The 20,615-nt window shown below is 70.6% G+C and carries 19 protein-coding genes and 2 pseudogenes; 10 read left to right on the plus strand and 11 right to left on the minus strand.

Features of this window, described 5'->3' with window-relative positions; translation table 11 throughout:
* The 4 genes and pseudogenes from CFP66_RS30510 to CFP66_RS47405 all read left to right on the plus strand — a co-directional run.
* A pseudogene (locus tag CFP66_RS30510) lies at positions 1 to 349 on the plus strand (Asp/Glu racemase); the annotation flags it as partial.
* A 221-nt stretch (positions 350 to 570) separates the two neighbouring features.
* Positions 571 to 754, plus strand: a pseudogene (locus CFP66_RS49395) (Asp/Glu racemase); the annotation flags it as partial.
* A 991-nt stretch (positions 755 to 1,745) separates the two neighbouring features.
* Complete coding sequence (locus CFP66_RS30520) at positions 1,746 to 2,093, plus strand: DUF4288 domain-containing protein (RefSeq protein WP_158228273.1); 348 nt, start codon at positions 1,746 to 1,748, stop codon at positions 2,091 to 2,093.
* Between the two features lie 578 nt (positions 2,094 to 2,671).
* Positions 2,672 to 3,346 carry a hypothetical protein gene (locus CFP66_RS47405; protein ID WP_143517425.1) on the plus strand — a complete coding sequence of 225 codons (675 nt, stop codon included), beginning with the start codon at positions 2,672 to 2,674 and terminating at the stop codon, positions 3,344 to 3,346.
* 1,171 nt (positions 3,347 to 4,517) lie between these two features.
* Here CFP66_RS47405 and CFP66_RS30535 read toward each other — a convergent pair.
* Complete coding sequence (locus CFP66_RS30535; protein ID WP_094928683.1) at positions 4,518 to 5,810, minus strand: RIP metalloprotease; 1,293 nt, start codon at positions 5,808 to 5,810, stop codon at positions 4,518 to 4,520.
* A complete protein-coding gene (gene dxr, locus CFP66_RS30540) occupies positions 5,807 to 6,979 on the minus strand; it encodes a 1-deoxy-D-xylulose-5-phosphate reductoisomerase (RefSeq protein ID WP_094928684.1) in 1,173 nt (390 codons plus the stop codon). Before dxr ends, CFP66_RS30535 begins: the two co-directional genes overlap by 4 nt.
* A gap of 70 nt (positions 6,980 to 7,049) precedes the next feature.
* On the opposite strand from dxr, the gene CFP66_RS30545 reads away from it, so the two are divergent.
* Positions 7,050 to 7,310, plus strand: coding sequence for a DUF2631 domain-containing protein (locus CFP66_RS30545; RefSeq protein ID WP_094928685.1), 261 nt, complete (start codon positions 7,050 to 7,052; stop codon positions 7,308 to 7,310).
* 7 nt (positions 7,311 to 7,317) lie between these two features.
* Positions 7,318 to 8,289, plus strand: a complete 972-nt coding sequence (locus CFP66_RS30550) for a DNA polymerase domain-containing protein (RefSeq protein ID WP_094928686.1) — start codon at positions 7,318 to 7,320, stop codon at positions 8,287 to 8,289.
* Positions 8,290 to 8,419: 130 nt separating this feature from the next.
* On the opposite strand, the gene mug is transcribed toward CFP66_RS30550, so the two are convergent.
* From mug to CFP66_RS30570, 4 genes are all read right to left on the minus strand, one after another.
* Positions 8,420 to 8,974 carry a G/U mismatch-specific DNA glycosylase gene (mug, locus tag CFP66_RS30555; RefSeq protein WP_094928687.1) on the minus strand — a complete coding sequence of 185 codons (555 nt, stop codon included), beginning with the start codon at positions 8,972 to 8,974 and terminating at the stop codon, positions 8,420 to 8,422.
* Entirely contained in the window at positions 8,975 to 9,262 is a 288-nt protein-coding gene (locus CFP66_RS30560; protein WP_094928688.1) for a helix-turn-helix domain-containing protein, read from the minus strand.
* Between the two features lie 113 nt (positions 9,263 to 9,375).
* Entirely contained in the window at positions 9,376 to 9,804 is a 429-nt protein-coding gene (locus tag CFP66_RS30565) for a hypothetical protein (RefSeq protein WP_094928689.1), read from the minus strand.
* Positions 9,805 to 10,051: 247 nt separating this feature from the next.
* A complete protein-coding gene (locus CFP66_RS30570) occupies positions 10,052 to 10,579 on the minus strand; it encodes a MarR family winged helix-turn-helix transcriptional regulator (RefSeq protein ID WP_094928690.1) in 528 nt (175 codons plus the stop codon).
* A gap of 49 nt (positions 10,580 to 10,628) precedes the next feature.
* On the opposite strand from CFP66_RS30570, the gene CFP66_RS30575 reads away from it, so the two are divergent.
* Positions 10,629 to 11,696 (plus strand): ATP-dependent DNA ligase, encoded by a 1,068-nt coding sequence (locus CFP66_RS30575; protein ID WP_094928691.1) that lies wholly within the window; start codon positions 10,629 to 10,631, stop codon positions 11,694 to 11,696.
* A 15-nt stretch (positions 11,697 to 11,711) separates the two neighbouring features.
* The gene (locus tag CFP66_RS30580; protein ID WP_198961773.1) at positions 11,712 to 12,761 is read left to right on the plus strand and encodes a tellurite resistance/C4-dicarboxylate transporter family protein; all 1,050 of its coding nucleotides are present in this window, start codon (positions 11,712 to 11,714) and stop codon (positions 12,759 to 12,761) included.
* Here the strand turns inward: CFP66_RS30580 and rlmN are convergent, their stop codons facing one another.
* Both rlmN and CFP66_RS30590 read right to left on the minus strand, forming a co-directional pair.
* Positions 12,762 to 13,868, minus strand: a complete 1,107-nt coding sequence (gene rlmN, locus CFP66_RS30585; protein WP_094928693.1) for a 23S rRNA (adenine(2503)-C(2))-methyltransferase RlmN — start codon at positions 13,866 to 13,868, stop codon at positions 12,762 to 12,764. It lies immediately after the preceding gene.
* The gene (locus CFP66_RS30590; RefSeq protein WP_094928694.1) at positions 13,865 to 15,091 is read right to left on the minus strand and encodes a hypothetical protein; all 1,227 of its coding nucleotides are present in this window, start codon (positions 15,089 to 15,091) and stop codon (positions 13,865 to 13,867) included. The genes rlmN and CFP66_RS30590 overlap by 4 nt, the downstream gene beginning before the upstream one ends.
* Before the next feature lie 240 nt (positions 15,092 to 15,331).
* On the opposite strand from CFP66_RS30590, the gene rph reads away from it, so the two are divergent.
* A complete protein-coding gene (gene rph / locus CFP66_RS30595) occupies positions 15,332 to 17,956 on the plus strand; it encodes a rifamycin-inactivating phosphotransferase (RefSeq protein ID WP_233159847.1) in 2,625 nt (874 codons plus the stop codon).
* 24 nt (positions 17,957 to 17,980) lie between these two features.
* On the opposite strand, the gene CFP66_RS30600 is transcribed toward rph, so the two are convergent.
* Positions 17,981 to 18,511: a hypothetical protein gene (locus tag CFP66_RS30600; protein ID WP_094928695.1), complete on the minus strand. Its 531-nt coding sequence runs from the start codon at positions 18,509 to 18,511 to the stop codon at positions 17,981 to 17,983.
* A 113-nt stretch (positions 18,512 to 18,624) separates the two neighbouring features.
* Between CFP66_RS30600 and CFP66_RS30605 the strand changes: the two genes are divergently transcribed.
* Positions 18,625 to 19,041 (plus strand): ubiquinol-cytochrome c reductase iron-sulfur subunit, encoded by a 417-nt coding sequence (locus CFP66_RS30605; RefSeq protein WP_094928696.1) that lies wholly within the window; start codon positions 18,625 to 18,627, stop codon positions 19,039 to 19,041.
* Here the strand turns inward: CFP66_RS30605 and CFP66_RS30610 are convergent.
* On the minus strand, positions 19,028 to 19,762 hold the full coding sequence (locus CFP66_RS30610) for a class I SAM-dependent methyltransferase (RefSeq protein WP_233159848.1): 735 nt from the start codon (positions 19,760 to 19,762) through the stop codon (positions 19,028 to 19,030). The genes CFP66_RS30605 and CFP66_RS30610 overlap by 14 nt on opposite strands.
* Positions 19,759 to 20,592 carry a phosphatidate cytidylyltransferase gene (locus tag CFP66_RS30615; protein WP_094928813.1) on the minus strand — a complete coding sequence of 278 codons (834 nt, stop codon included), beginning with the start codon at positions 20,590 to 20,592 and terminating at the stop codon, positions 19,759 to 19,761. Before CFP66_RS30615 ends, CFP66_RS30610 begins: the two co-directional genes overlap by 4 nt.
* Between the last annotated feature and the right edge of the window lie 23 nt (positions 20,593 to 20,615).

The following is a 20,615-nucleotide window of genomic DNA, read 5'->3' on the forward strand; positions in this document are numbered from 1 at the left end:
CTACCTGAAACCACTCACCCAACTCGTGGTCGACTACCTCGAAGACGCCGGCATCGAAGTCGTCGACGCCCTGTCCCTCGAAGTCCCCGACAACCTCGCCGTCGCCCACCTCGACCCCACCGACCTACGCGAACACTGGCGCAAACTCGACCTCACCGGCGCCGACGCCCTCGTGCTGTCGGCGTGCGTGCAGATGCCATCCCTCGAATCGATCCAGGCCGTCGAGGACGAGGTCGGCATCCCGGTGCTGTCCGCGGCCACGGCCACAACGCACCGGATCCTCACCGAACTCGGACTGGAACCCCACGTCCCCGGAGCGGGCCGGCTGCTCGCCGCCCCACGAGGGTAACCCCGCGACGCCACCGCCATCGGGCGCTTCGGCTCCGGGCACAAGATCGGCCCCAGACGCACAGGAGCGCTGCCGTGACAACCCTGGTGTGCTGCTCGGCGATCGCTACCTCGTGATCGCGCCGATCCGTACACCGGGGCGGCGCGCTTCGTGCTGATGTGCGGGTCACAACGACCACGGGTGTGGCGTGTCGTCACCCGACGTCAGGGCGGGGTCGGGCGGTCGCCGTGGCCCGGCTTGACCCGACCTACCTGAGCGAGCACTGACGCAGGCTCGACCTCGCCGGCGCCAACGCGCTCGTGCTCGGCGTGCATGCAGATGCCCTCGTTGGCGTCGATCCAGGCAGTCGAGGACGGGGCAGGCATCGCGGTGCTGACTGCCGCGACGGCGACCACGTCTCGCATCGCCGTGCGCACGCCACGGGTGCTCCGCTCCGCCACGATGGGCCTCGGCGGCGGCCACGAGCTCACCCTCGATTCCGACATCCCCGCCGCGGCCAGACCAACCTCGAGCAGCTACCGCCAACAGGTCATCAGGCAGCGGCACGAGTCAGGTCCGACGAAAACGGCCCAGGCCGTCCTCGTCGCTCTCGACACCGCAGGTATCGCAACTAGGTGCAAGCGTTCACGATAGCAAACGTTTCCTTGACATGACTAGATGAACTGCGCAACGATCGATCTGCAAAACCGGACGATGATGGCCCAAGTGCCCAGAACTGGTGCAGTTGGCGACCATTGCATCTAAGTCAGCAGGTCCGCATCCACGAGTACTAGATTCTATACGCCCAGAAGTATCCTCCGAGCCATGGACCCATTCTTGCATTCCTGACAATTGCTCCGCCAGGCACTGAAGCACCGCTGCAGTCAGTTCCGTCATCGACATGGCGAGCGCAGGCGCCTACCGACGCTGCCCGCCGACTGAGGTCGATATGAAATTCAGGCTCGAGAACCTGCCGGCGAGAGGCGACAACTTTCACCCACAGGCGAATCACGCAGCTAGACCCCGTAACCGAATCTCGATCGGAGACCCGTAGACATGCGACAAGCTAAAGCTCACGACCTGGCCAGACTCTCGACCTGCCGAGTTGTCGTGATGACAGTATTTGCGTCCGCGCTATTCGCCTCCACAGGCCCAATGGCTGCGGCACACGCGAGCCCACCCGCGAGCAATCACGTGGCCACCAACTGTGAGGCGAATGAAAATCTATTCGCGATTGCAGACTTATTCATTATGACATGTCGCAACGGCTCAATTCGTCGAATATTCCCATCGCAGCACCTCTTTGATACACTAGGCCAGATCAAGGACGGAAAGACAAAGAGTCACCGCACAGCGTGGAAGTTGCTCAACGATGGACGGTTCAAAAAGCCGCACAAGTCATGAGTGGTGGTCAGTTGTGAGTCCGGAAAACGCGAGAGTGAACATGTATGTTGCCTTACTTGTGTATGAGTACTCCAGTTCGGCACCTGGATTTGAGCCACTCTACGAGGAGACCGTGACAATCATAGAGGCGAATTCAAAGGAGAATGCCACAGAGAGAGCTCGCAACTTCGCCCGTTCTCGTCAGAGTGACTACGAGAACGAAGCAGGCGAGACGATCCGATACCACATCAAGCACCTCGTCGACGTCGTCGAAATTAACGATAAACTATGCGACCAGGCAGAAATCTATACCCGACACTTCCGCAACTACGATGCGTACCGCACCTTCGAACCAATGCTCTCCGGGGAGATTGAGAGCTGACTTACCCGCCCAGCAGATGTTGGGATTTGACACATAAGAGTCGCGCAAAACACAGATTTGAGCCAGGGTCGTCGACGCACCCCGCAGCCCATGCCCGATTTCGCGAGGTGCTCCAGTACGCCGACGAAGGGCGAGACGCCACAACCACCACTATTCGGGTCGAACACCTGCTTCTACTCAGAATGCTGAACGACGTACTGTCCGTGGCCACGGCCGCAATTGCGTCGTTGATCGACCTGTCGACGGTCTGCACCTAGTTCGCGGCTCGTTACATCTGAGTTCTACGCCAGGAGCGATCCCGCGCCGCCGCCGACTCGCTCCCGCACCGACGACGTAGCGATCCGAAAGTGTGCCGGTGGCCCTGGTACGCGACGACGAGCGGCAGCGGGCGGTGATCCACTGGTGGTGGATGGCACGCGGCCCCGAAGGGGCATACTCCAGAGGAGCCGGAGTGGTCCGTCCGGCCATTTGAGGTCAACGTACGTGTCGACGACGCCTCTGAGCCGGGCCTACTCGCCGGTACTTATGACGTAGACGCTCGGCCCATCCCATGTCGTGTTGCAGCCCGCTGGAGAGGCGTGCCCCTGGATCGCGACGAACCAGTGTCGCGGATCCTGCTGCTCGCGGGGCCCGGACGGGTGCCTCAAACAGGTGATGGTTCGCCGAACCCGTCCGCGCCGAGTCTCGCCCGCGGTTCCTCGCTTCCAGAGACCTGTGAAGCGGCAGACACGACGTCGACCCGCGAGATCGAAACGCCGAGACGCCCGTTCACTATCGCAAATCAAATCTTGACAAGCTCGCCTGGCAACCGCAACCATCGAGGTCTGCGGAACAAGGACAGCCATCCGATCATGTCGACTCTGTCTTTATCAAGCGCCACCATTGAAAGCTTACAGGAGGAGATCGGCGTGCCGCGAACGAGCCTGACTCGAGCACTGAACCGTGTAGCAGCAGTAGTGTCCATGGCGCTCGTCGCGCTGATACTCGCCAGCGGAACGGCCAGCGCCGCGGTGACCCACCAACAACCCCCACAGCCGAACTCTTCGGAAGTCTCGATCGCCTCCGCCGGCGACGCTACCGCCGCCACAGTCGATCATCTCACCCAAACCGGATGGGAACTGTGGAGCGTGTTTGTGGATGTGGGAGCATGCGAAGAGGCGGGACGCATCGGATTTGAAAACAGCGTATGGAGCGGCTGGGAGTGCCAACCGGCACCAGTGGGCGCTTACCTGTATGTCTTCCGCGTCATTTGACTGCACGGAGGACCGCTGATGGCTCACGGAGCAGCATCGACACCATTGCGCGTCCCCTCGCCACACCGTTACGATACGTTGAAGCGGCGTAGATCTCCTGAAGGGTGGCCCGACCTTGCCGAAGTCTTACATTTGGCACTCCTCATTGAGATCATCGATAGCATTTCACCAGGCGAACATCGAACTCTACGCATCCCTGCGGGCCGCATCAGACATATCCGCCATTGATCCTCAATGGTGGACGTTGCACATCACGAATGCCACGATGATAAATGACTCCGACGTCGTCAACGTTCTGCCCACTTTGCCCAATGAGCAGGAGAGCTTCATAATCGAGCTCGCTCCGATCACGGTCACCTTCTGGGCACCCGCCATAACAATGGGCATGCTGGTGCTACTGCCCCTCGGGGCGACCGACCCGCTCGACAGGCTGCGCTGCGAACTCAGCCAGTACGGGGGCAACGCAGGGGCGTCAGCGGAGCAAGGAGATCCTGCTCAGCTGGACCTACCACATGTCCGCTTGGCGACAGGCGCCCCCGATGCATTGGTTGCGCACGCCGTCAATCTACTGACTACTCGAAAGCTTCGGGCCCCGATCACTGTGGAAGAGATCTCTCTTGGAGTTCTCCGGCCAGATCGCCCGGCTGCAACTACGATCTGGAGCCTACGGCTGTCCAACTAGCGCCTCGTCATGCAAGGTTCCGTAGATAGTCGGGTCTGCAGATCCCGGGCTCGAGGCCGAGGCGGCGCTTTGGCGGGGCGTGGCAGTTTGCCCAGCGGATGTAGCCAGCGATCGCGGCCCTTTGCGCGGTGTGGGCGGGGTAGTCGCTGCCATCGAGGATGAAGTAGCGCAGCCCGGCGAACATGGAGGGCTACACTGATCAAGTCAGCCGGTTACCTCCGAGGTGACCGGCGTGCTCGGCGACGCTCCAGCAGTTCCTCCGCGAGAGGTCGGCCTGCAGGCCGAACAGGAACCAACCGGCCTGGCGGCGGGTCGCTACTCGGGAAACCTGGCAGCTATCAGGTACGGGAGCTTGTCGGCCTCAGCTCTCCACCGGTCGGGCCCTGCTCCCTGGCCCACGGCCACCCTTGATCGCCAGATGCCGACACACCGACGAGGACCACGCGGTGGCTGTGGACGCCGACAAGATCACGACCTACGGCTGAGGTATCAGAACGGCAACTGGATCGGATTTACCACGTCGGCTACCAGCAAGATCGCACTCCACCCGATGAACACGAGTGCTACCACGTAGGCGACCGGCAGCAGCTTGGCCGCATCCACCGGCCCGGGGTCGGGCTTGCCCCGCAGCCGCGCGATCCGCTTCTTCACGGCCTCCCACACTGCCGGGAAGATCTGGCCGCCGTCCAGGGGCGGGAGCGGCAGGATATTGAAGAGGCAGAGCGAGACGTTGACCATGGCCAGCAGGTTGAGCACGAACAGCGCCTCGGCCGCCAGCGGCAAGTCCCGGGACAAGTACTCGCCACCGATCCGCGAGACCCCGACGATGCCGACCGGCCCCTCCTGGTCGCGCTCCGCCCCGAGGAAGGCGGAACCGAACAGGTTCGGCAACCGCTCGGGGAGGTTGATGATCGCGTGACCCACGGCGACGACGATGTCGCCGACGTGCTGGACCACGTACACCGGACCCTGCCGGATGTAGTCCTGCTGCAGCGAGACGCCGAGGAAGCTCGCCTGCACGGTGCGGTCGGGGTCGTCAAGATCCTGCGCCTCGGTCTGGATCAACGTCGGCCTCAGTTCGATCCGCTGACCGGCGCGTTCGACCGTCACGGCCATCGTGCCCGACGAGGTACGGATCGTGTCCTGCATCGCGCGGCCCTGCAAGTTCTCGAAGGGCGTACCGTTTACTTCGACGATCACGTCGCCAGGCCGGAACCCGGCTGCGGCGGCAGGGGTTGGCGGGGCGTCCGCAGGGCACTCGGTCAGCTCGCCCGCACTCACCGGCACAACGCACTCGTTGACGGCCGCGACGGTCGTTGTAGCCCCCACCACCCCGATCCCCATGATCGCGATCGCGAACAGCACGACCGCCAGGATCAGGTTCTGGAACGGCCCCGCCGCCATCACGATGATCCGCTTCCACGGCGCGCGGGTGTAGAACTGCTTGTCGGCGTCCTCCGGCATGACGTCCTGTGCCGATTGCTGCCGGGCGTCGTCGATCAGCCCCTGGAACGGGCCGGTGCGCCGGCTGCGGCCCAGTACCCCGCCCTTGGCGGGCGGCAGCATGCCGATCATGCGGACGTAGCCGCCCAGCGGAATGGCCTTGATGCCGAACTCGGTGTCGCCGACCTTGCGCGACCAGACCGTCTTGCCGAAGCCGACGAAGAACTCCGGCACCTTGATGCCGAACTTGCGGGCCGCGAGGAAGTGCCCCAGCTCGTGCCAGCCCACCGAGATCATGATCCCGACGAACAGCAGCAGGATGCCCAGCACGAACATCATGAGAGGGACCCCTCCCTCGACGCGGCGAGCTCACCCGCACGCGCCCTCGCCCAGTCCTCCGCCGCCAGCACGTCGGCAACGGTAGCGGGGTCGCCCGTCCACCCGTCGGCGGCGTCGAGCACCCGCTCCAGCAGGTCGCAGATCCCGAGGAACGACAGCCTGCCCGCCACGAAGGCGGCGACCGCCTCCTCGTTGGCCGCGTTGAACACGGCCGGCACGCATCCGCCCGCCGCGCCGGCGGCCCGCGCCAGGCGCACGCCGGGCAGGGCGTCGTCGTCGAGCGGCTCGAACGTCCAGGCCTGGTGCGCGTCCCAGCGGGACGGGCGCGCGACGCCGGGCAGCCGGTCGGGCCAGGCCAGGCCGAGCGCGATCGGCAGCTTCATGTCGGGCGGGCTGGCCTGCGCCAGCGTGGAGCCGTCCACGAAGGTGACCATCGAGTGCACGATCGACTGCGGGTGCACCGCCACCTCGATCCGCTCGTACGGCACGCCGAACAGCAGGTGCGCCTCGATGAGCTCGAGGCCCTTGTTCACCAGGGTCGCCGAGTTGATCGTGACGACCGGGCCCATGTCCCACGTCGGGTGGGCGAGCGCCTCCGCCACCGTGACGCCGGCCAGCTCGGCGCGCCCGCGGCCGCGGAACGGCCCGCCGGACGCGGTGAGCACCAGCCGGTCCACCTCCTCGGCGCGGCCGCCGCGCAGGCACTGGGCCAGGGCGGAGTGCTCCGAGTCGACCGGCACGATCTGCCCGGGCGCGGCCGCGCCCGTGACCAGCGCACCGCCTGCCACCAGCGACTCCTTGTTGGCCAGCGCGAGGGCGGCTCCGGACGCGAGCGCGGCCAGCGTCGGCCCGAGCCCGACCGAGCCGGTGATCGCGTTGAGCACCGTGTGGACGTCCGCGGTGGCAGTGAGCTCCGTGGCGGCGTCCGGGCCGGCCAGCACCTCGACGCCGGGGAGCCGCTCGCGCAGCTCGGCGGCGACGCCCGCGCTCGCGACGGCCACGCGGGGCACGTGGTGCGCGCGGACCTGCTGCACCAGCAGGTCGGTGTCGCGGCCGCCGGCGGCCAGCCCCGCGACCGTGAAGCGGTCCGGGTGTGCGGCGACGACGTCGAGGGCCTGGGTGCCCACCGAGCCGGTGGAGCCCAGCACGAGGACGGAGCGTGTGGTCATCACCGTCCATCATCCTCGTCGGCGTGTTGTGCGACGATGAGGTACCCAACCGGCGATCAGGAGGACCACGGTGGCGAGGAACACCCGAGAGCTGGCGCAGCGGCCCGCGGTCGACCCGCAGGACGAGCCGTCGGCGGAGTGGGGCTGGCACGGCGGCTTCCCGAAGGGGATGGTGATCGCGGGCTGGGTCAGCGTCTTCATCCTCCTGGCGATGATCATCGGCAACCACACCGGCCGCGTCGAGAACCTGTGGCTCATCGGCATCGCGCTCGTCATGGCGCTCGGGCTCGTGCTGCACTCGGTCCGCAAGCGCACCGCCTGGCGGCGCTGAGTCCGCCATGGCGGGTTCCGCCGTCGAGCTGGAGGTAGGCGACCGGGTCGTCCGGCTGAGCAGCCCCGACCGGGTGTACTTCCCGGCGCGCGGGGAGACCAAGCTCGACCTGGCGCGGTACTACCTCGCGGTGTCCGACGGCATCGTGCGCGCCCTGCGCGACCGGCCGTGCATGCTGCACCGCTTCCCCACCGGCGTCACCGGCGAGAAGGTGCACCAGAAGCGGCTGCCCAAGGGTGCGCCCGACTGGGTGCAGACCGTGCGCATCCACTTCCCTCGCTGGAACCGCACCGCCGACGAGCTGTGCGTGCAGCACCCGGCCGACGTGGTGTGGGCGGTGCAGATGTCCACGGTCGAGTTCCACCCGTGGAACTCCCGGCGCGCCGACACCGAGAAGCCCGACGAGTGGCGCATCGACCTGGACCCGATGCCCGATGCCGGCTACGCCGACGTCCGGCGCGTCGCACACGTCGCCCACGAGGTGCTCGACGAGCTCGGGGCCACCGGTTGGCCGAAGACGTCCGGCGGCAAGGGCATGCACATCTACGTGCGGATCCCGCCCGACCACGGCTTCGCCGACGTCCGGCGCGCCGCGCACGCGTTCGCGCGCGAGGTGGGCCGCCGCTGTGACCTGGTCGATCTGACGTGGTGGCGCAAGGACCGCGACCCGAAGTCGATCTTCGTCGACTACAACCAGAACGCCCGCGACCACACGATCCGCAGCGCCTACTCGGTGCGCGGCGTGCCCGAGGCGATCGTCTCCACCCCGATCCGCTGGGACGAGGTCGACGACGCCGACCCGCGCGACTTCACGATCGCCACCGTCCCGGCGCGTTTCGCCGAGCTCGGCGACCTGCACGCCGGCATCGACGAGCACGTGTTCCTGATCGACGAGCTGCTCGAGTGGGCCGACCGCGACGCCCGCGAGGGCGCCGAGGGCCCGCCCGACGCCGAGGAAGCCCAGGACCTGGACGCCTGACGGGGAGCCCGCAACGCGACACACGCGCACGCAGACCGCGACTCGCGGGCGGGGCGGAGCCCCACCCTCCCGCGAGTCGCGCTCTCAGCGCACGCGTGTCGCGCTCAGCCCACGCCCACGGCCAGCTGCGTCATGCGGCGGCGGCGCGCAGGCGAGCGTACTCGGCCGTCATCGCCGGTAGCTGCCAGTGCGCGTTGAGGCCGCTCGGGTTGGGCAGCACCCACACCGCGGTGTCCCCCAGCCGCTCCTCCTGCGGCCCGACGGAGGCGCGGGGCGCGTCGAACGCGGCGCGGTAGGCCGTGACGCCCACGACCGCGAGCCAGCTCGGCCGGTGTGTCGCCACCAGGCCGCGCAGCCGCTCCCCGCCCGCCGCCAGCTCGGCAGGCGTCAGCTCGTCGGCGCGGGCCGTCGCGCGCGGGGCCATGTTCGTGATGCCCAGTCCGAGGGCACGCAGCTCACCCTGCTCGGCCGGCCGCAGCAGCCGGGGCGTGAATCCTGCGCCGTGCAGCGCCGGCCAGAAGCGGTTGCCGGGGCGCGCGAAATGGTGCCCGGTCGCCGCGGACACGAGGCCCGGATTGATGCCGCAGAACAGCACGCGCAGCGGCGGGTCGTCAGGACCGGGCAGCACATCCTCGATCACACGCTCGCGCGCCGCCTCCAGCTCGGCGCGGGTGAAGCCGGCCACTCAGCTCGCGGTCGCTTCGCGCCGCAAGCCGTCGGCGCCCCACCTCGCCCGGCCGGAGCCGGCCGAGCTGATGCCGAAGGCGACGGCGGTGAACGCCGCCAGCTCGGACTCGGTGAGATCGAGGGCTCCCGCGAGCAGCCGCACCGTCACCGGCCGTGGCCGCACGGTCTCGCCCGACTCGAGCTTCCCGAGCGCCCGCACGCTCAGGCCCGCCTGTTCGGCCAGCTCTTCCTGCGTGCGGGCCGCCCGAAGCCGATGATCTCGAAGCAGATCCCCGAAGATGGTCATTCGCCCCCCACTCTCGTGCTCCCCCTATGAGGACAGCGCGAGGGTGGGGGCGAGCATTACACGATCTTGTCAGGAACGGCCGTTCGGAGTAGTCCGTGCCGCCGATCGCGCTACTACTCGGCGGTGACGCCGGTGTGGACGTGCTGCTGGTCGTCCACCCAGCTGGCGTTCGCGCGGTAGTAGCCGGTCCCGCGGCCGTAGCGCTGGTCGGCGTGGAGCTCCTCGACGCCCTTCCCGGTCGACACCCCGACCGACTGGCAGTCGGGGCTGCACGCCTCGATGACGACCATCGCGCCCGCCAGCGTGCGGCCTTCCCCGGCCCGCACCGAGGCCCGCACGATCGACTTGTCGGGCGTCTCACCCTTGATGAAGACGTAGCAGACGGTGACCCCGTCGACCGGGTCGCTGCACCGTTCCTCGGTGGACTCCGGCGCCGGCGCTGCCGGTTCGGCGACGGCCGGGGCGGCGAGGCCGAGCCCGGCCGCCCCCGCCACGAGCAGGACGATCCCGGCGCGCTGTACCCGACGTGCAAGCTTTCGCATTTCCGCACTCCTGTTTCCGGTCCTCGCGATCGGATTCGCGACGAATTCCGTACCGCTGACCCAACAGGAGTGCGCTGCGTCGGAACAGGAACACCGGTGGCACTTGGCCGGAACTCCGCGGTGGGCTAGACGAATGTGGGGATTCCGCGAGAACACGACGAGCGGCACCCGTCGAAGGGTGCCGACCGCTCGCTGAGACCACGGCCGCGGGCGCGAGCCGCCGCGGCAGGCACCCAGCGCGAGGGCCTCACCCGTCGGCCCGTTCCCGCTCGGCCTGCCCCACCGGGCAGATGGCGCCGGCCTCGGTGCAGGTGGGGCGGTCGCAGAGCCGGCACACCCGCTCGGAGCTGCCGACCTCGGAGTAGACCGCGCGCAGCAGCCGGTCCAGCACCTGGGCGAGCGCCTCCTGCTCGGCGGGCGCGAGGGTGTCGACGAGCGCGGTGAGCCGGCCGCCGCGCGCGTCCAGCAGGTCCGCCGACGCAGCGCGCCCGGCGGCCGTGGGGTGCACGGCCACCCACTTGCCCAGCGTCGGGCGCCGCTCGACGAGCCCCCGCGCCTCGAGCGCATCGACCATCCGGGCGGCGGCCGACTGCGTCAGCCCGACCCGCTTACCGAGCTCGGTGACGCTGATCCCCGGATCCGCGGCCAGCACGACCAGGGCCGCCGCGCCGCTCCCGCTGGTACCGGCAGCCGCGGTGGCACCGCCCAGGACGAGGTCCGTGACGGCCAGAGCGGCCGCGCCGAGCAGGTTCGCGGTTCTCGCGCTGTCATGCATGCGTCATGCATACCCGCGCGATCGGTGAGTCATGCGGCACACTTGGCGTGTGCGCCTCCCCGTGATGCCGCCCGTCTCGCCGATGCTGGCCAAGCCGATCGGTGACATCCCCGCGGGCCAGTTGTACGAGCCGAAGTGGGACGGGTTCCGCTCGATCGTCTTCCGCGACGGCGACGAGGTGGAGATCGGCAGTCGCAACGAGCGGCCGATGACCCGCTACTTCCCCGAGGTCGTCGCGGCGATCAAGGCCAACTTCCCCGAGCGGGCCGTCGTCGACGGGGAGATCGTGGTGGCCGACACCGCCCGCAACACGCTCGACTTCGACGCCCTGCAACAGCGCATCCACCCGGCCGTGAGCCGGGTGAACCTGCTGTCCGAGCAGACGCCGGCGAGCTTCATCGCCTTCGACCTGCTCGCGCTCGGCGACGACGACCTCACCGACCGGCCGCTCGAGCAGCGCCGCGCCCTGCTGGAGGAGGCGTTGGCGCACGCGCAGCCGCCGATCCACCTGACGCCGGTCACCCGCGATCTCGACACCGCGCGGCAGTGGTTCGAGCAGTTCGAGGGCGCCGGCCTGGACGGGCTCATCGCCAAGAAGCTCGACCTGCGCTACCAGCCCGACAAGCGGGTGATGAGCAAGATCAAGCACGAGCGCACGGCCGACTGCGTGGTGGCCGGCTACCGGGTGCACAAGTCCGGCCCGGACGCGCTCGGCTCGCTGCTGCTGGGCCTGCACGACGAGCGCGGCGTGCTCAACTCGGTCGGCGTGGTCGGCGCGTTCCCGATGGCCACCCGCAGGGCCCTGCTCACCGAACTGCAGCCGCTCGTCACCACCTTCGAGGGCCACCCGTGGAACTGGGCGGCCCACGAGGGAGGCGAACGCACCCCCCGCAAGAACGAGACGAGCCGCTGGAACGCGGGCAAGGACCTGTCGTTCGTCCCGCTGCGCCCGGAGCGCGTGGTCGAGGTCCGCTACGACTACATGGAGGGTGACCGGTTCCGCCACACGGCGCAGTTCGTGCGCTGGCGCCCGGACCGCGAGCCGCAGTCGTGCACCTACGAGCAGCTGGAGCGACCGGTCAAGTTCGACCTGGCCGACGTGCTCGACGTCAAGTAGGCGACGATCGGGTACGTGACGTCTGGCCTGCGGATCCGTCTCCAGCACGCCGTCCACGGCCTGACGCCGGGCTACTTCGCGCTGGTGATGGCCAGCGGCATCATCTCCGTCGGCATGCACCTCGCCGGACGCTCCGCGCTGTCCGCAGTGCTGCTGGTGGTGTGCGCGACCTCGTTCGTGGTGCTGGTCGCCCTGACCGGCTGGCGGATCGTGGCCTACCGCGCCGCGGTCGTGGACGACTTCACCGACCCGGGGCGCGGCTTCGGCTTCTTCACCTTCATCGCGGGCGCCAACGTCCTGGGGGTGCGCCTGGGCATGGACGGGCACCACGCACTGGCCACCGGCCTGCTGGCCGTCGCCGGTGCCACCTGGCTCGTGCTGGGCTACGTCATCCCGTGGACGGCCGTCCTGGGCAGGGCCCAACGGCGCCCGGTCGTCGCGACCGCGAACGGAACCTGGTTCATCTGGGTCGTCGCGAGCCAGTCCGTGGCGGTGGCCGCGGCGTCCCTCGAGCCGGTGCTCGCGACGTTCCGCGACGGGCTGGCCGCGCTCGCGGTCTTCTCCTGGTCGGTCGGTGTCTTCCTGTACGCGGCCGCGGGTGTCTTCGTCGCCGCGCGGCTGATGATGTACGACCTGCGCCCGGTCGACCTGACCCCGCCCTACTGGGTGGCGATGGGCGCCGGCGCCATCACGGTGCTGGCCGGGGCGCGCATCGTGGAGATGGCCGATGCCCCGATGGTGCACGCCACGCGCGGTCTCGTCGCCGGCGCCTCGGTGGCGTTCTGGGCGTTCGCCACCTGGCTCGTCCCGGCGCTGGTGGCGGCGGGGTGGTGGCGCCACCGCACGCACCGCGTGCCGCTGGCCTACGAGGCCTCGCAGTGGGGCATCGTCTTCCCACTCGGGATGTACGCCGTGGCCGGGATCTACCTCGGCCGGGCGGACGACCTGCCGGTGGTCGGCGCGATCGGCGCCGCCGGGCTCTGGGTCGCGTTCGCCGCCTGGCTGCTGGCCCTGGTGGCGATGGTCAGGCACGTGTTCCGCACCGTGGTGCGGGGTGCGCGGTGACTACTGCTCCGACGCCGCCAGCTGACCACAGGCGGCGGCGATCTCGCGCCCGCGCGTGTCGCGCACGGTGCAGGCGACGCCCGCGGCCTGCACCCGCGCGACGAACTCGTCCTGCACCCGCCGCGGCGACGCGTCCCACTGGCTGCCCGGCGTGGGGTTGAGCGGGATGAGGTTGACGTGCACGCGGGAGGTGCCGATGTGCTGGCGCAACACCTTCCCCAGCAGGTCGGCGCGCCACGGCTGGTCGTTCACGTCGCGGATCAACGCGTACTCGATCGACACCCGCCGCCCGGTGGTCGTCGCGTAACGGCGCGCGGCGTCGAGCACCTCGCCGACCTTCCAGCGGTTGTTCACCGGGACGAGCGTGTCGCGCAGCTCGTCGTCGGGGGTGTGCAGCGACACCGCGAGCGTGACCGGCAGGCCTTCCGCGGTGAGCCGGTCGATCGCCGGCACCAGCCCGACCGTGGACACGGTGACGCCGCGCGCGGAGATCCCGAGCCCGTCCGGCGACGGCGAGGTGATGCGCCGGACGGCCGCGATCACGCGCTTGTAGTTGGCGAGCGGCTCGCCCATGCCCATGAACACGACGTTGGACAGGCGGGCCGGCGCACCCAGCGCGCCGTCCCGGGCCGCGGCGGCAGCCTGCCGGACCTGCTCCACGATCTCCCCGGTGGAGAGGTTGCGCTGCAGCCCGCCCTGCCCGGTGGCGCAGAACGGGCAGGCCATCCCGCAGCCGGCCTGGCTGGACACGCAGACCGTGGCGCGGTCCGGATAGCCCATCAGCACCGACTCGGCGCGGGTGCCGTCGTGGCCCTTCCAGAGCGTCTTGCGGGTGGCCCCGCCGTCGCACTCCTGCTCGAGCACCGGTGTGACCAGCGGCGGCAGCAGCTCGCGCAGGGTGTCGCGCGCCGCTTCGGGCAGATCGGTCATCGCGTCGACGTCGGCGGTGAACCGGCCGAAGTAGTGGCGCGCGAGCTGGTCGGCGCGGAAGCCGGGCAGGCCGAGCTCGCCGATCGCGGCCCGACGGTCGGCAGGGTCGAGATCGGCGAGGTGGCGCGGGGGTTGGGCGCGCCGCGGCGCGTCGAACACGAGCGGGAGGGAAGTCATGACCCCTCGATTGTGCCAGGTCGCACCGACTCCCCCCGACGCCGCAGCACGTAGCCCAGCACGGCCAGTCCCAGGGCGGGCCCCCACACCGGGAACGGGAACACCAGCAGCCCCCACAGCGCGCCCTGGCGGACCGACATCAGGATCATCGGCACCGCCGCCACCGTGAACAGCGCTGCCACTAGCGTGCCGGGCACAACGGCCGCCGCGAGTGGGACGCGCCGTCCCCGCACCACCGGCATCCAACGAGGCCAGACCTCGCCCCAGCGCGCGACCAGGCCGCTGGTCAGCACCGCGCCCGCCAGCGCGGCGAGCCCGAGGAGCAGCCCGTGCAACCGCATCTCCGGCTGGGCGGCCAGCGCCGCGGCATCCATGCCTAGTGGCCGCGGGGTGAGCCAGGTCAGCCGGTGCAGGCCGTAGGGCAGGGCGCACACCACGGCGACGACCACGGCGGCCCTCCCCCAGCGCGCCGCGGCCTCCGGGCGGGTCCACGCCGGCGCCTGCTCTGCGCCGCCCTGCACCGACCGCGCGCCGAGCACCGCCCAGACCAGGGCGCCGACGAGGAAGAACAGCATGATCGCGGACGGCGCGGCCTTCTCGACGGTGCTGGTGATCACGGCCCCGTACCGGACGAGCACCTCGGCGTCGGCCAACCCCGTGGTCCAGGCGACCACACCCGCCAGCACGAACACCGCGACCGCCGCCGGTCCCCCGCGCCACCGCCACGCACCGGCGAGCACGGTGGCGAACAGCACGGGCGGGCCGAGCATCGCCATCGCGTAGCCGATGAGCGTCAGCGGCTGCAGCCCCGGTACCGCGAGCCCGAAGACCAGCACCCACCCGACCGCGGTGCCCCCGACGACGCCGCGGGCGCGACCGGTCCCCGCGAGCGCGGCGACCCCCATGCCGGCGAGCCCGGCCCCGACGAGTACCGGCGGCACAGCGGACGCGGGCACCACGTCGAGCAGCGTCCCGCTCGGCTCGCCTGCCACCGGCGCGAACGGGTAGCTCCCGGGCCGCAGCCACCACCACAGGCCGAGTGCCAGCGTGACGGCGGACCAGACGGCGGCGAGGGCCGGGACCGGGAAGCGGCGGCGCTCCGGCCGGAGGGTCACCTGCCCGGTGCGGCCCGCCCTGGCGGCGTCCGTCCTACCTGCCTCCGTGTCGGAGAATTCCGTCCCTGCGATGTCCCTCCGGGTGCCGCCCCGGCTCGTGATCCCCATGCCGGGAACGATCCGCCGATCGGGGCCGGCACTCCTCCCGGTGCCGGGGGAAGCTCCTCCCCCGGCGGGGGGATCGCGCTGCGGGGGACGCCCATTCGGGCCCCTCCCATTTTCAACGTATAGCGCGCGGTGGGGCTTGCGGCAAGCCCCGGGTCGTGCCGCATCATCTCCGTCCGGCGACGGGACCTGCGAAAACGGGAATCGTGGCGGCCACATTCGTCGTGAACGGGAGAAGCAGTGGTGGATGTCGACAGCGGTGTGGCGACGACCGTCCCGCTCGGTCGCCTCGTGCTGGAGTTCGAGGAGATCGATCGGAGCCGGATCGCAGGCGTCGGCGGCAAGGGCGCGCACCTGGGAGAGCTCTCGCGGATCGCGGGCGTCCACGTGCCGGCAGGCTTCTGCGTGACGACCGAGGCGTTCGGTCGGGTCCTGGCGGGGTTACCGTCCCTCGAGGATCGCCTCGAACGGCTGTCGGACCTCGACCCCGACGACCGGGACGCGATCGGTGCGATCAGCGCGGAGATCCGCGATGCCATCGGCGGGTTCCCCCTCCCCGATGATCTGGCAACGGTGATCACGCGATCGCTCGCCCGCGTGGGCGAGAGCGCCGCGTACGCCGTGCGATCCAGTGCGACGGCCGAGGACCTGCCCACCGCCTCCTTCGCGGGCCAGCAGGACACGTACCTGAACGTCGTGGGTCCTGAGGCGGTCCTCGATCACGTCAGGTCGTGCTGGGCCTCGCTGTTCACCGAACGGGCGGTGACCTACCGCCTGCGCCACGGGGTCGACCACCGCACGGCCCGCATGGCCGTGGTCGTGCAGCAGATGGTGACGCCGGACGCGTCGGGCGTCCTGTTCACGGCCGACCCCGTGACGTCGAACCGGAAGGTCACGAGCGTGGAGGCCGTGCTCGGCCTCGGAGAGGCGCTGGTCTCCGGGCTGGTGAACGCGGACAGCTACACGGTGCGCGACGGTGCCGTCGTCGACCGGACGGTCGCGGTCAAGGACCGGGCCGTCCGCGCCGCCCCCGGTGGCGGCACGCGGGAGCAGCCGGTCGAGGAGGAGCAGCAGCGTCGGCCGGCGCTGACCGACGCGCAGGCGGTGCGCCTCGCGGCCCTGGGACGGCGGATCGAGGCGCACTTCGGCTGTCCGCAGGACATCGAGTGGTGCCTGGTCGACGGCGAGTTCCGGATCGTCCAGAGCCGGCCGATCACGACGCTGTTCCCCGCGCCGGTGGCCGACGACGGGGACGGCCACGTCTACCTCTCGGTCGGTCACCAGCAGATGATGACCGACGCGATGACGCCACTGGGCCTGTCCGTGTGGCAGATGACCACGCCGCGGCCCATGTCCGAGGCCGGCGGGAGGCTGTTCGTCGACGTCACCCCGATCCTGGCATCGCCTGGCCGCGACGGCTTCCTGGACGCCGTGGGCCGGTCCGACCCGCTGACCCGGGACGCGCTGCAGACGGTCATCGACCGCGGCGACGTCGTCCCGGCACCGTCGGGCGCGGAGGCCGACGTGCCGCCCGCAGGTGGCGCGCCGACGCCGCTCGACGCCGACCCGGCGCTCGTCGAGGAGCTGATCTCGGCCGGCCGGGCATCCCTCGCCGCGCTCGCACGCGACATCCGGGCCCATCAGGGCCCGGACCTGCTCGACTTCATCGTGGAGGACTTCAAGGAGCTGAGGCGGCTGCTGTTCGACCCGCGCAGCCACCGCGTGTTCACCACGGCGATGGACGCCGCGTGGTGGCTGGGCGAGCACATGCGCGCCTGGCTGGGCGAGGAGGACGCGACCGACGCGCTCACGCAGTCCGTGCCGCACAACGTCACGTCGGAGATGGGGCTCGCCCTCCTGGACGTGGCCGACGTGATCCGCCCGCATCCGGAGGTGGTGGCCTTCCTGCGCGGCGTCGAGGACGACGACCTGGACGGTCTGCCCGCGGTGCCGGGCGGCCGCGAGGCGCACGACGCGCTGCGCGCCTATCTCGACAGCTACGGCATGCGCTGCGTCGGGGAGATCGACATCGGCAGGCCGCGGTGGAGCGAGCGCCCCGCCGCCCTCGTCCCCCTGATCCTCGGACACGTCGAGAACTTCGGACCCGGCGCCGGCCCACGGCGTTTCGCACGAGGCCGGCAGGTCGCGCGGGAGAAGCAGCAGGAGCTGCTGGAACGCCTGCGCACGCTGCCCGACGGGGAACGGAAAGCCGACGAGACCACGGCGATGATCGATCGCCTCAGGACCTTCATCGGGTACCGGGAGTACCCCAAGTTCTCCATGGTCAGCCGCTACGCCCTCTACAAGGCGGCCCTGTGGGGCGAGGCCGAGCGCCTCGTGCGCGACGGTGTGCTCCGCGACCGGCAGGACATCCTCTTCCTCCGGTTCGACGAGCTGCACGACGTCGTCCGTACCAGGCAGGTCGACGATCAGCTGATCCGCGAACGCGAGGAGGCGTTCGTCGGGTACCAGGCGCTGACACCTCCCCGCGTGCTCACCTCGGACGGCGAGGCCCTCGCCGGGGCCTACCGGCGCGACGGCATCCCCACCGACGCCCTGGTCGGGCTGGCGGTGTCCCGGGGAACCGTCGAGGGGCGCGCCCGCGTCGTCCTGGACATGTCCGAGGCCGATCTCGAACCGGGCGACATCCTCGTCACGGCCTTCACCGACCCCAGCTGGTCGCCCGTCTTCGTCACGATCGAGGCCCTGGTGACGGAAGTGGGCGCCATGATGACCCACGGTGCCGTGGTCGCCAGGGAGTACGGCCTGCCGGCCGTCGTGGGTGTCGAGGGCGCCACCCGGCTGATCCGGGACCGGCAGCGGATCCGCGTGGACGGCACGAACGGGTACGTCGAGATCCTCGCGTAGCGGACCGGTGGCCTCGTGCGGTGGTCAGCGGCGGACGCGGTGGCGCGCCTCGGCCAGCAATCCGGTGCGATGCGCGCTCGTCAGCCAGAACAACGCACCTGCGACGAGCCCGACGAGACCCTGCGGGTAGAGCTTTCCCGCCGAGTCGAGCGCGAGCAACGCGCCCGCCGCACCGAGCACCATCAGCGCACCGCCGAGCGCGACCAGCGATCGCTCGTCCAGCTGCGAGGACAGCATCATCAGCGCGGCACCCACGAGGGCCGCCGCCGCCGGGACCGCGAGCTCGCCCCACGACAGGCTGCTCAGCACCGTGCCTGCGACCGCGACCAGCGCCGCGGTGATGCCCAGCAGCCGCAGGAAGCGGCCCCGTCCGCGGTGCGGGAGGGGCTCGCCCGCGCCGTGCCGGCCGCGCAGGGCCATCACCAGCAGGGCGGTGAGCCCGAGGCCCGCGGCGAGCACGACGGTGCCCGGGCCGCCGTCCAGGGCGGCGGCACCGACCGTCCACCACACCGCGCCGACGATCGGCTCGAGGTAGGGCACCCGGGTCGCGCGCATGTCCTCCACGGTAGCGAGAAGCGTCCCGCCCGATCCCCACGCCCGCCCCACGCCGGTTCTGCGAGGGTCTGCGAAGATCCCCCGCTCCCGCCCACCACCACGAGGAGTCCCCGATGGCCGAGCCCGCTCCCCTGACCCGTCGCACCGTCGTGACCGGCGCCGGTGCCGCCGCCGTCGGGGCCGGCCTGCTCGTGACCGGCTGCTCCACCGCGCCGCCGCCCGCAGCGCCCGCCGACGCGAGCGCGGGCACGCCGGTCGGCCCGGCCGCCGACGTCCCGGTGGGCAGCGCCCAGATCTTCGACGCCGCCGGGGTGGTGGTCTCCCAGCCCAGCGCGGGCAGCTATGCGGCGTTCTCCACGGCATGCCCGCACCAGGGCTGCGCGGTGTCGTCGGTGGAGGGCACCAGCATCGTGTGCCCGTGCCACGGCAGCACGTTCGGCCTGGACGGCAGCGTGCTGCAGGGTCCGGCGGAGGCACCGCTCGAGAGCCGCGACATCACCGTGACGAACGGCGAGATCACTCTGGCGTGATCGGGTCCTTGCGCCGCACGTGCAGGCGGTAGCGCACCGGGAACTCGACCCCGGTGGTCTCGGCGATGGCCCGCTCCGCCACACCGCGGGAGAACTCGATCCGCAGCACGGCCTCGAGCGTGGCCCGGTCCGGGAAGCGCCAGATCGTGGGCACCCGGCGCATCGAGAAGCCCGCCCGCTCGAAGAAGGCCTCCACGCGGGCGGGGTCGTAGCGTGGCAGATCCGCGCGCATCCAGCGGCCGTACGGCGGCGCGGTGGCGTCCAGGTCGACGATCGCGAGCGCACCACCGGGGCGCAGCACGCGCTGCGCCTCCGCCAGCCCCGGCTCGCACCCCGGGCCGAAGAAGTACGCGGTGCGCGCGTGCACCAGATCCGCGCTGGCGTCCGGCAGCGGCAGGGCGGCGGCCCCGCCCCGGAACACCCGCGCCTGCCCGTCCACCCGCGCGCGGGCCCGCTCGACGAGCGGCGCATGCGGCTCCACCCCGGTGACCGACGCCGCACCGGCCGCGAACACCGGCAGGTGGAAGCCGTCGCCGCAGCCCACGTCCAGCACGTCGAGCCCATCCCACGGCACGACCTCGCGCAACGCGGCCCAGATCGCACCCTCGGCGTCCTGCGCACGGTTCTCGCGCTCGTAGACGTCGGGCCACTTCCAGATGTTGGGGCTGGGGATCGCCGGGTCCGGCTCGGCCGCCACGACGCGGCGGAACGCGTCGATCACGGGACGATGATGCTGAGCAGGGCCCACGCGACCACCGCGGTGGGCAGCAGCGAATCCAGCCGGTCCAGCAGGCCCCCGTGGCCGGGCAGCAGCGTGCTCATGTCCTTGATGCCGAGGTCGCGCTTGACCATCGACTCGATCAGGTCGCCCAGCGTGGCGCAGGTGACCAGCAGGGCGCCCGTGAGCGCACCCGCCCACCACGCGCCGCCGAGCAGGAAGTGCACGCACAACGCCCCCGCGACCATGCCGACCAGCTGCGACCCGCCGAAGCCCTCCCACGACTTCTTCGGGCTGATCGTCGGCGCCATCGGGTGCCGGCCCAACAGGACGCCCGCCGCGTAGCCACCGACGTCCGAAGCCACGCCGCACAGCATGAACGTGAGCACCCGACCGAGCCCGTCGTCGGCCACGAGCATCAGCACCGCGAACGAGCAGAACAACGGGACGTACGTGGCCGTGAACAGGCCTGCGGTGACGTCCCGGACGTAGTGCGCGGCTCCCGCGCGCATCCGCCACAGCAGCACCGCGAGCGCGGTGAGGGCGAACGCGGCCCCGAGACCGTACAAGCCGAACGGCCAGGACGACCAGATCATCGCCTGGCCGCCGAGGAGCAGGATCGGCAGCGGCACCGCGATCCCGGCACCGCGGCGCAGGGCACCGGCGAGCTCCCACGTGGCGACGGCGGTGGAGATCGCCAGCACGCCGACGAAGAAGTGCCTCTCGATCAGCAACGACGACAGGATGACGACACCCAGCCCCACGCCGACGGCGATCGCCGCGGCCAGATCGCGCCCGGCACGAGACGGGCGGCGGGCCGGAGGGGGCACCATCGCCGCGGCGTGCGGGGAGGACG

The sequence above is a fragment of the Pseudonocardia sp. MH-G8 genome, from assembly GCF_002262885.1.
Lineage (GTDB): Bacteria > Actinomycetota > Actinomycetes > Mycobacteriales > Pseudonocardiaceae > Pseudonocardia.

What these genes read in the sequence shown, in the direction of transcription:
- CFP66_RS30590 (WP_094928694.1), bottom strand. Translation starts at nt 15,091, where the DNA reads ATGGGGATCACGAGCCGGGGCGGCACCCGGAGGGACATCGCAGGGACG.
- CFP66_RS30560 (WP_094928688.1), bottom strand. Translation starts at nt 9,262, where the DNA reads ATGACCATCTTCGGGGATCTGCTTCGAGATCATCGGCTTCGGGCGGCC.
- CFP66_RS30605 (WP_094928696.1), top strand. Translation starts at nt 18,625, where the DNA reads ATGGCCGAGCCCGCTCCCCTGACCCGTCGCACCGTCGTGACCGGCGCC.
- CFP66_RS30535 (WP_094928683.1), bottom strand. Translation starts at nt 5,810, where the DNA reads ATGATGTTCGTGCTGGGCATCCTGCTGCTGTTCGTCGGGATCATGATC.
- CFP66_RS30550 (WP_094928686.1), top strand. Translation starts at nt 7,318, where the DNA reads ATGGCGGGTTCCGCCGTCGAGCTGGAGGTAGGCGACCGGGTCGTCCGG.
- CFP66_RS30615 (WP_094928813.1), bottom strand. Translation starts at nt 20,592, where the DNA reads ATGGTGCCCCCTCCGGCCCGCCGCCCGTCTCGTGCCGGGCGCGATCTG.
- dxr (WP_094928684.1), bottom strand. Translation starts at nt 6,979, where the DNA reads ATGACCACACGCTCCGTCCTCGTGCTGGGCTCCACCGGCTCGGTGGGC.
- rlmN (WP_094928693.1), bottom strand. Translation starts at nt 13,868, where the DNA reads ATGACTTCCCTCCCGCTCGTGTTCGACGCGCCGCGGCGCGCCCAACCC.
- CFP66_RS30565 (WP_094928689.1), bottom strand. Translation starts at nt 9,804, where the DNA reads ATGCGAAAGCTTGCACGTCGGGTACAGCGCGCCGGGATCGTCCTGCTC.
- CFP66_RS30600 (WP_094928695.1), bottom strand. Translation starts at nt 18,511, where the DNA reads ATGCGCGCGACCCGGGTGCCCTACCTCGAGCCGATCGTCGGCGCGGTG.
- CFP66_RS30570 (WP_094928690.1), bottom strand. Translation starts at nt 10,579, where the DNA reads ATGCATGACAGCGCGAGAACCGCGAACCTGCTCGGCGCGGCCGCTCTG.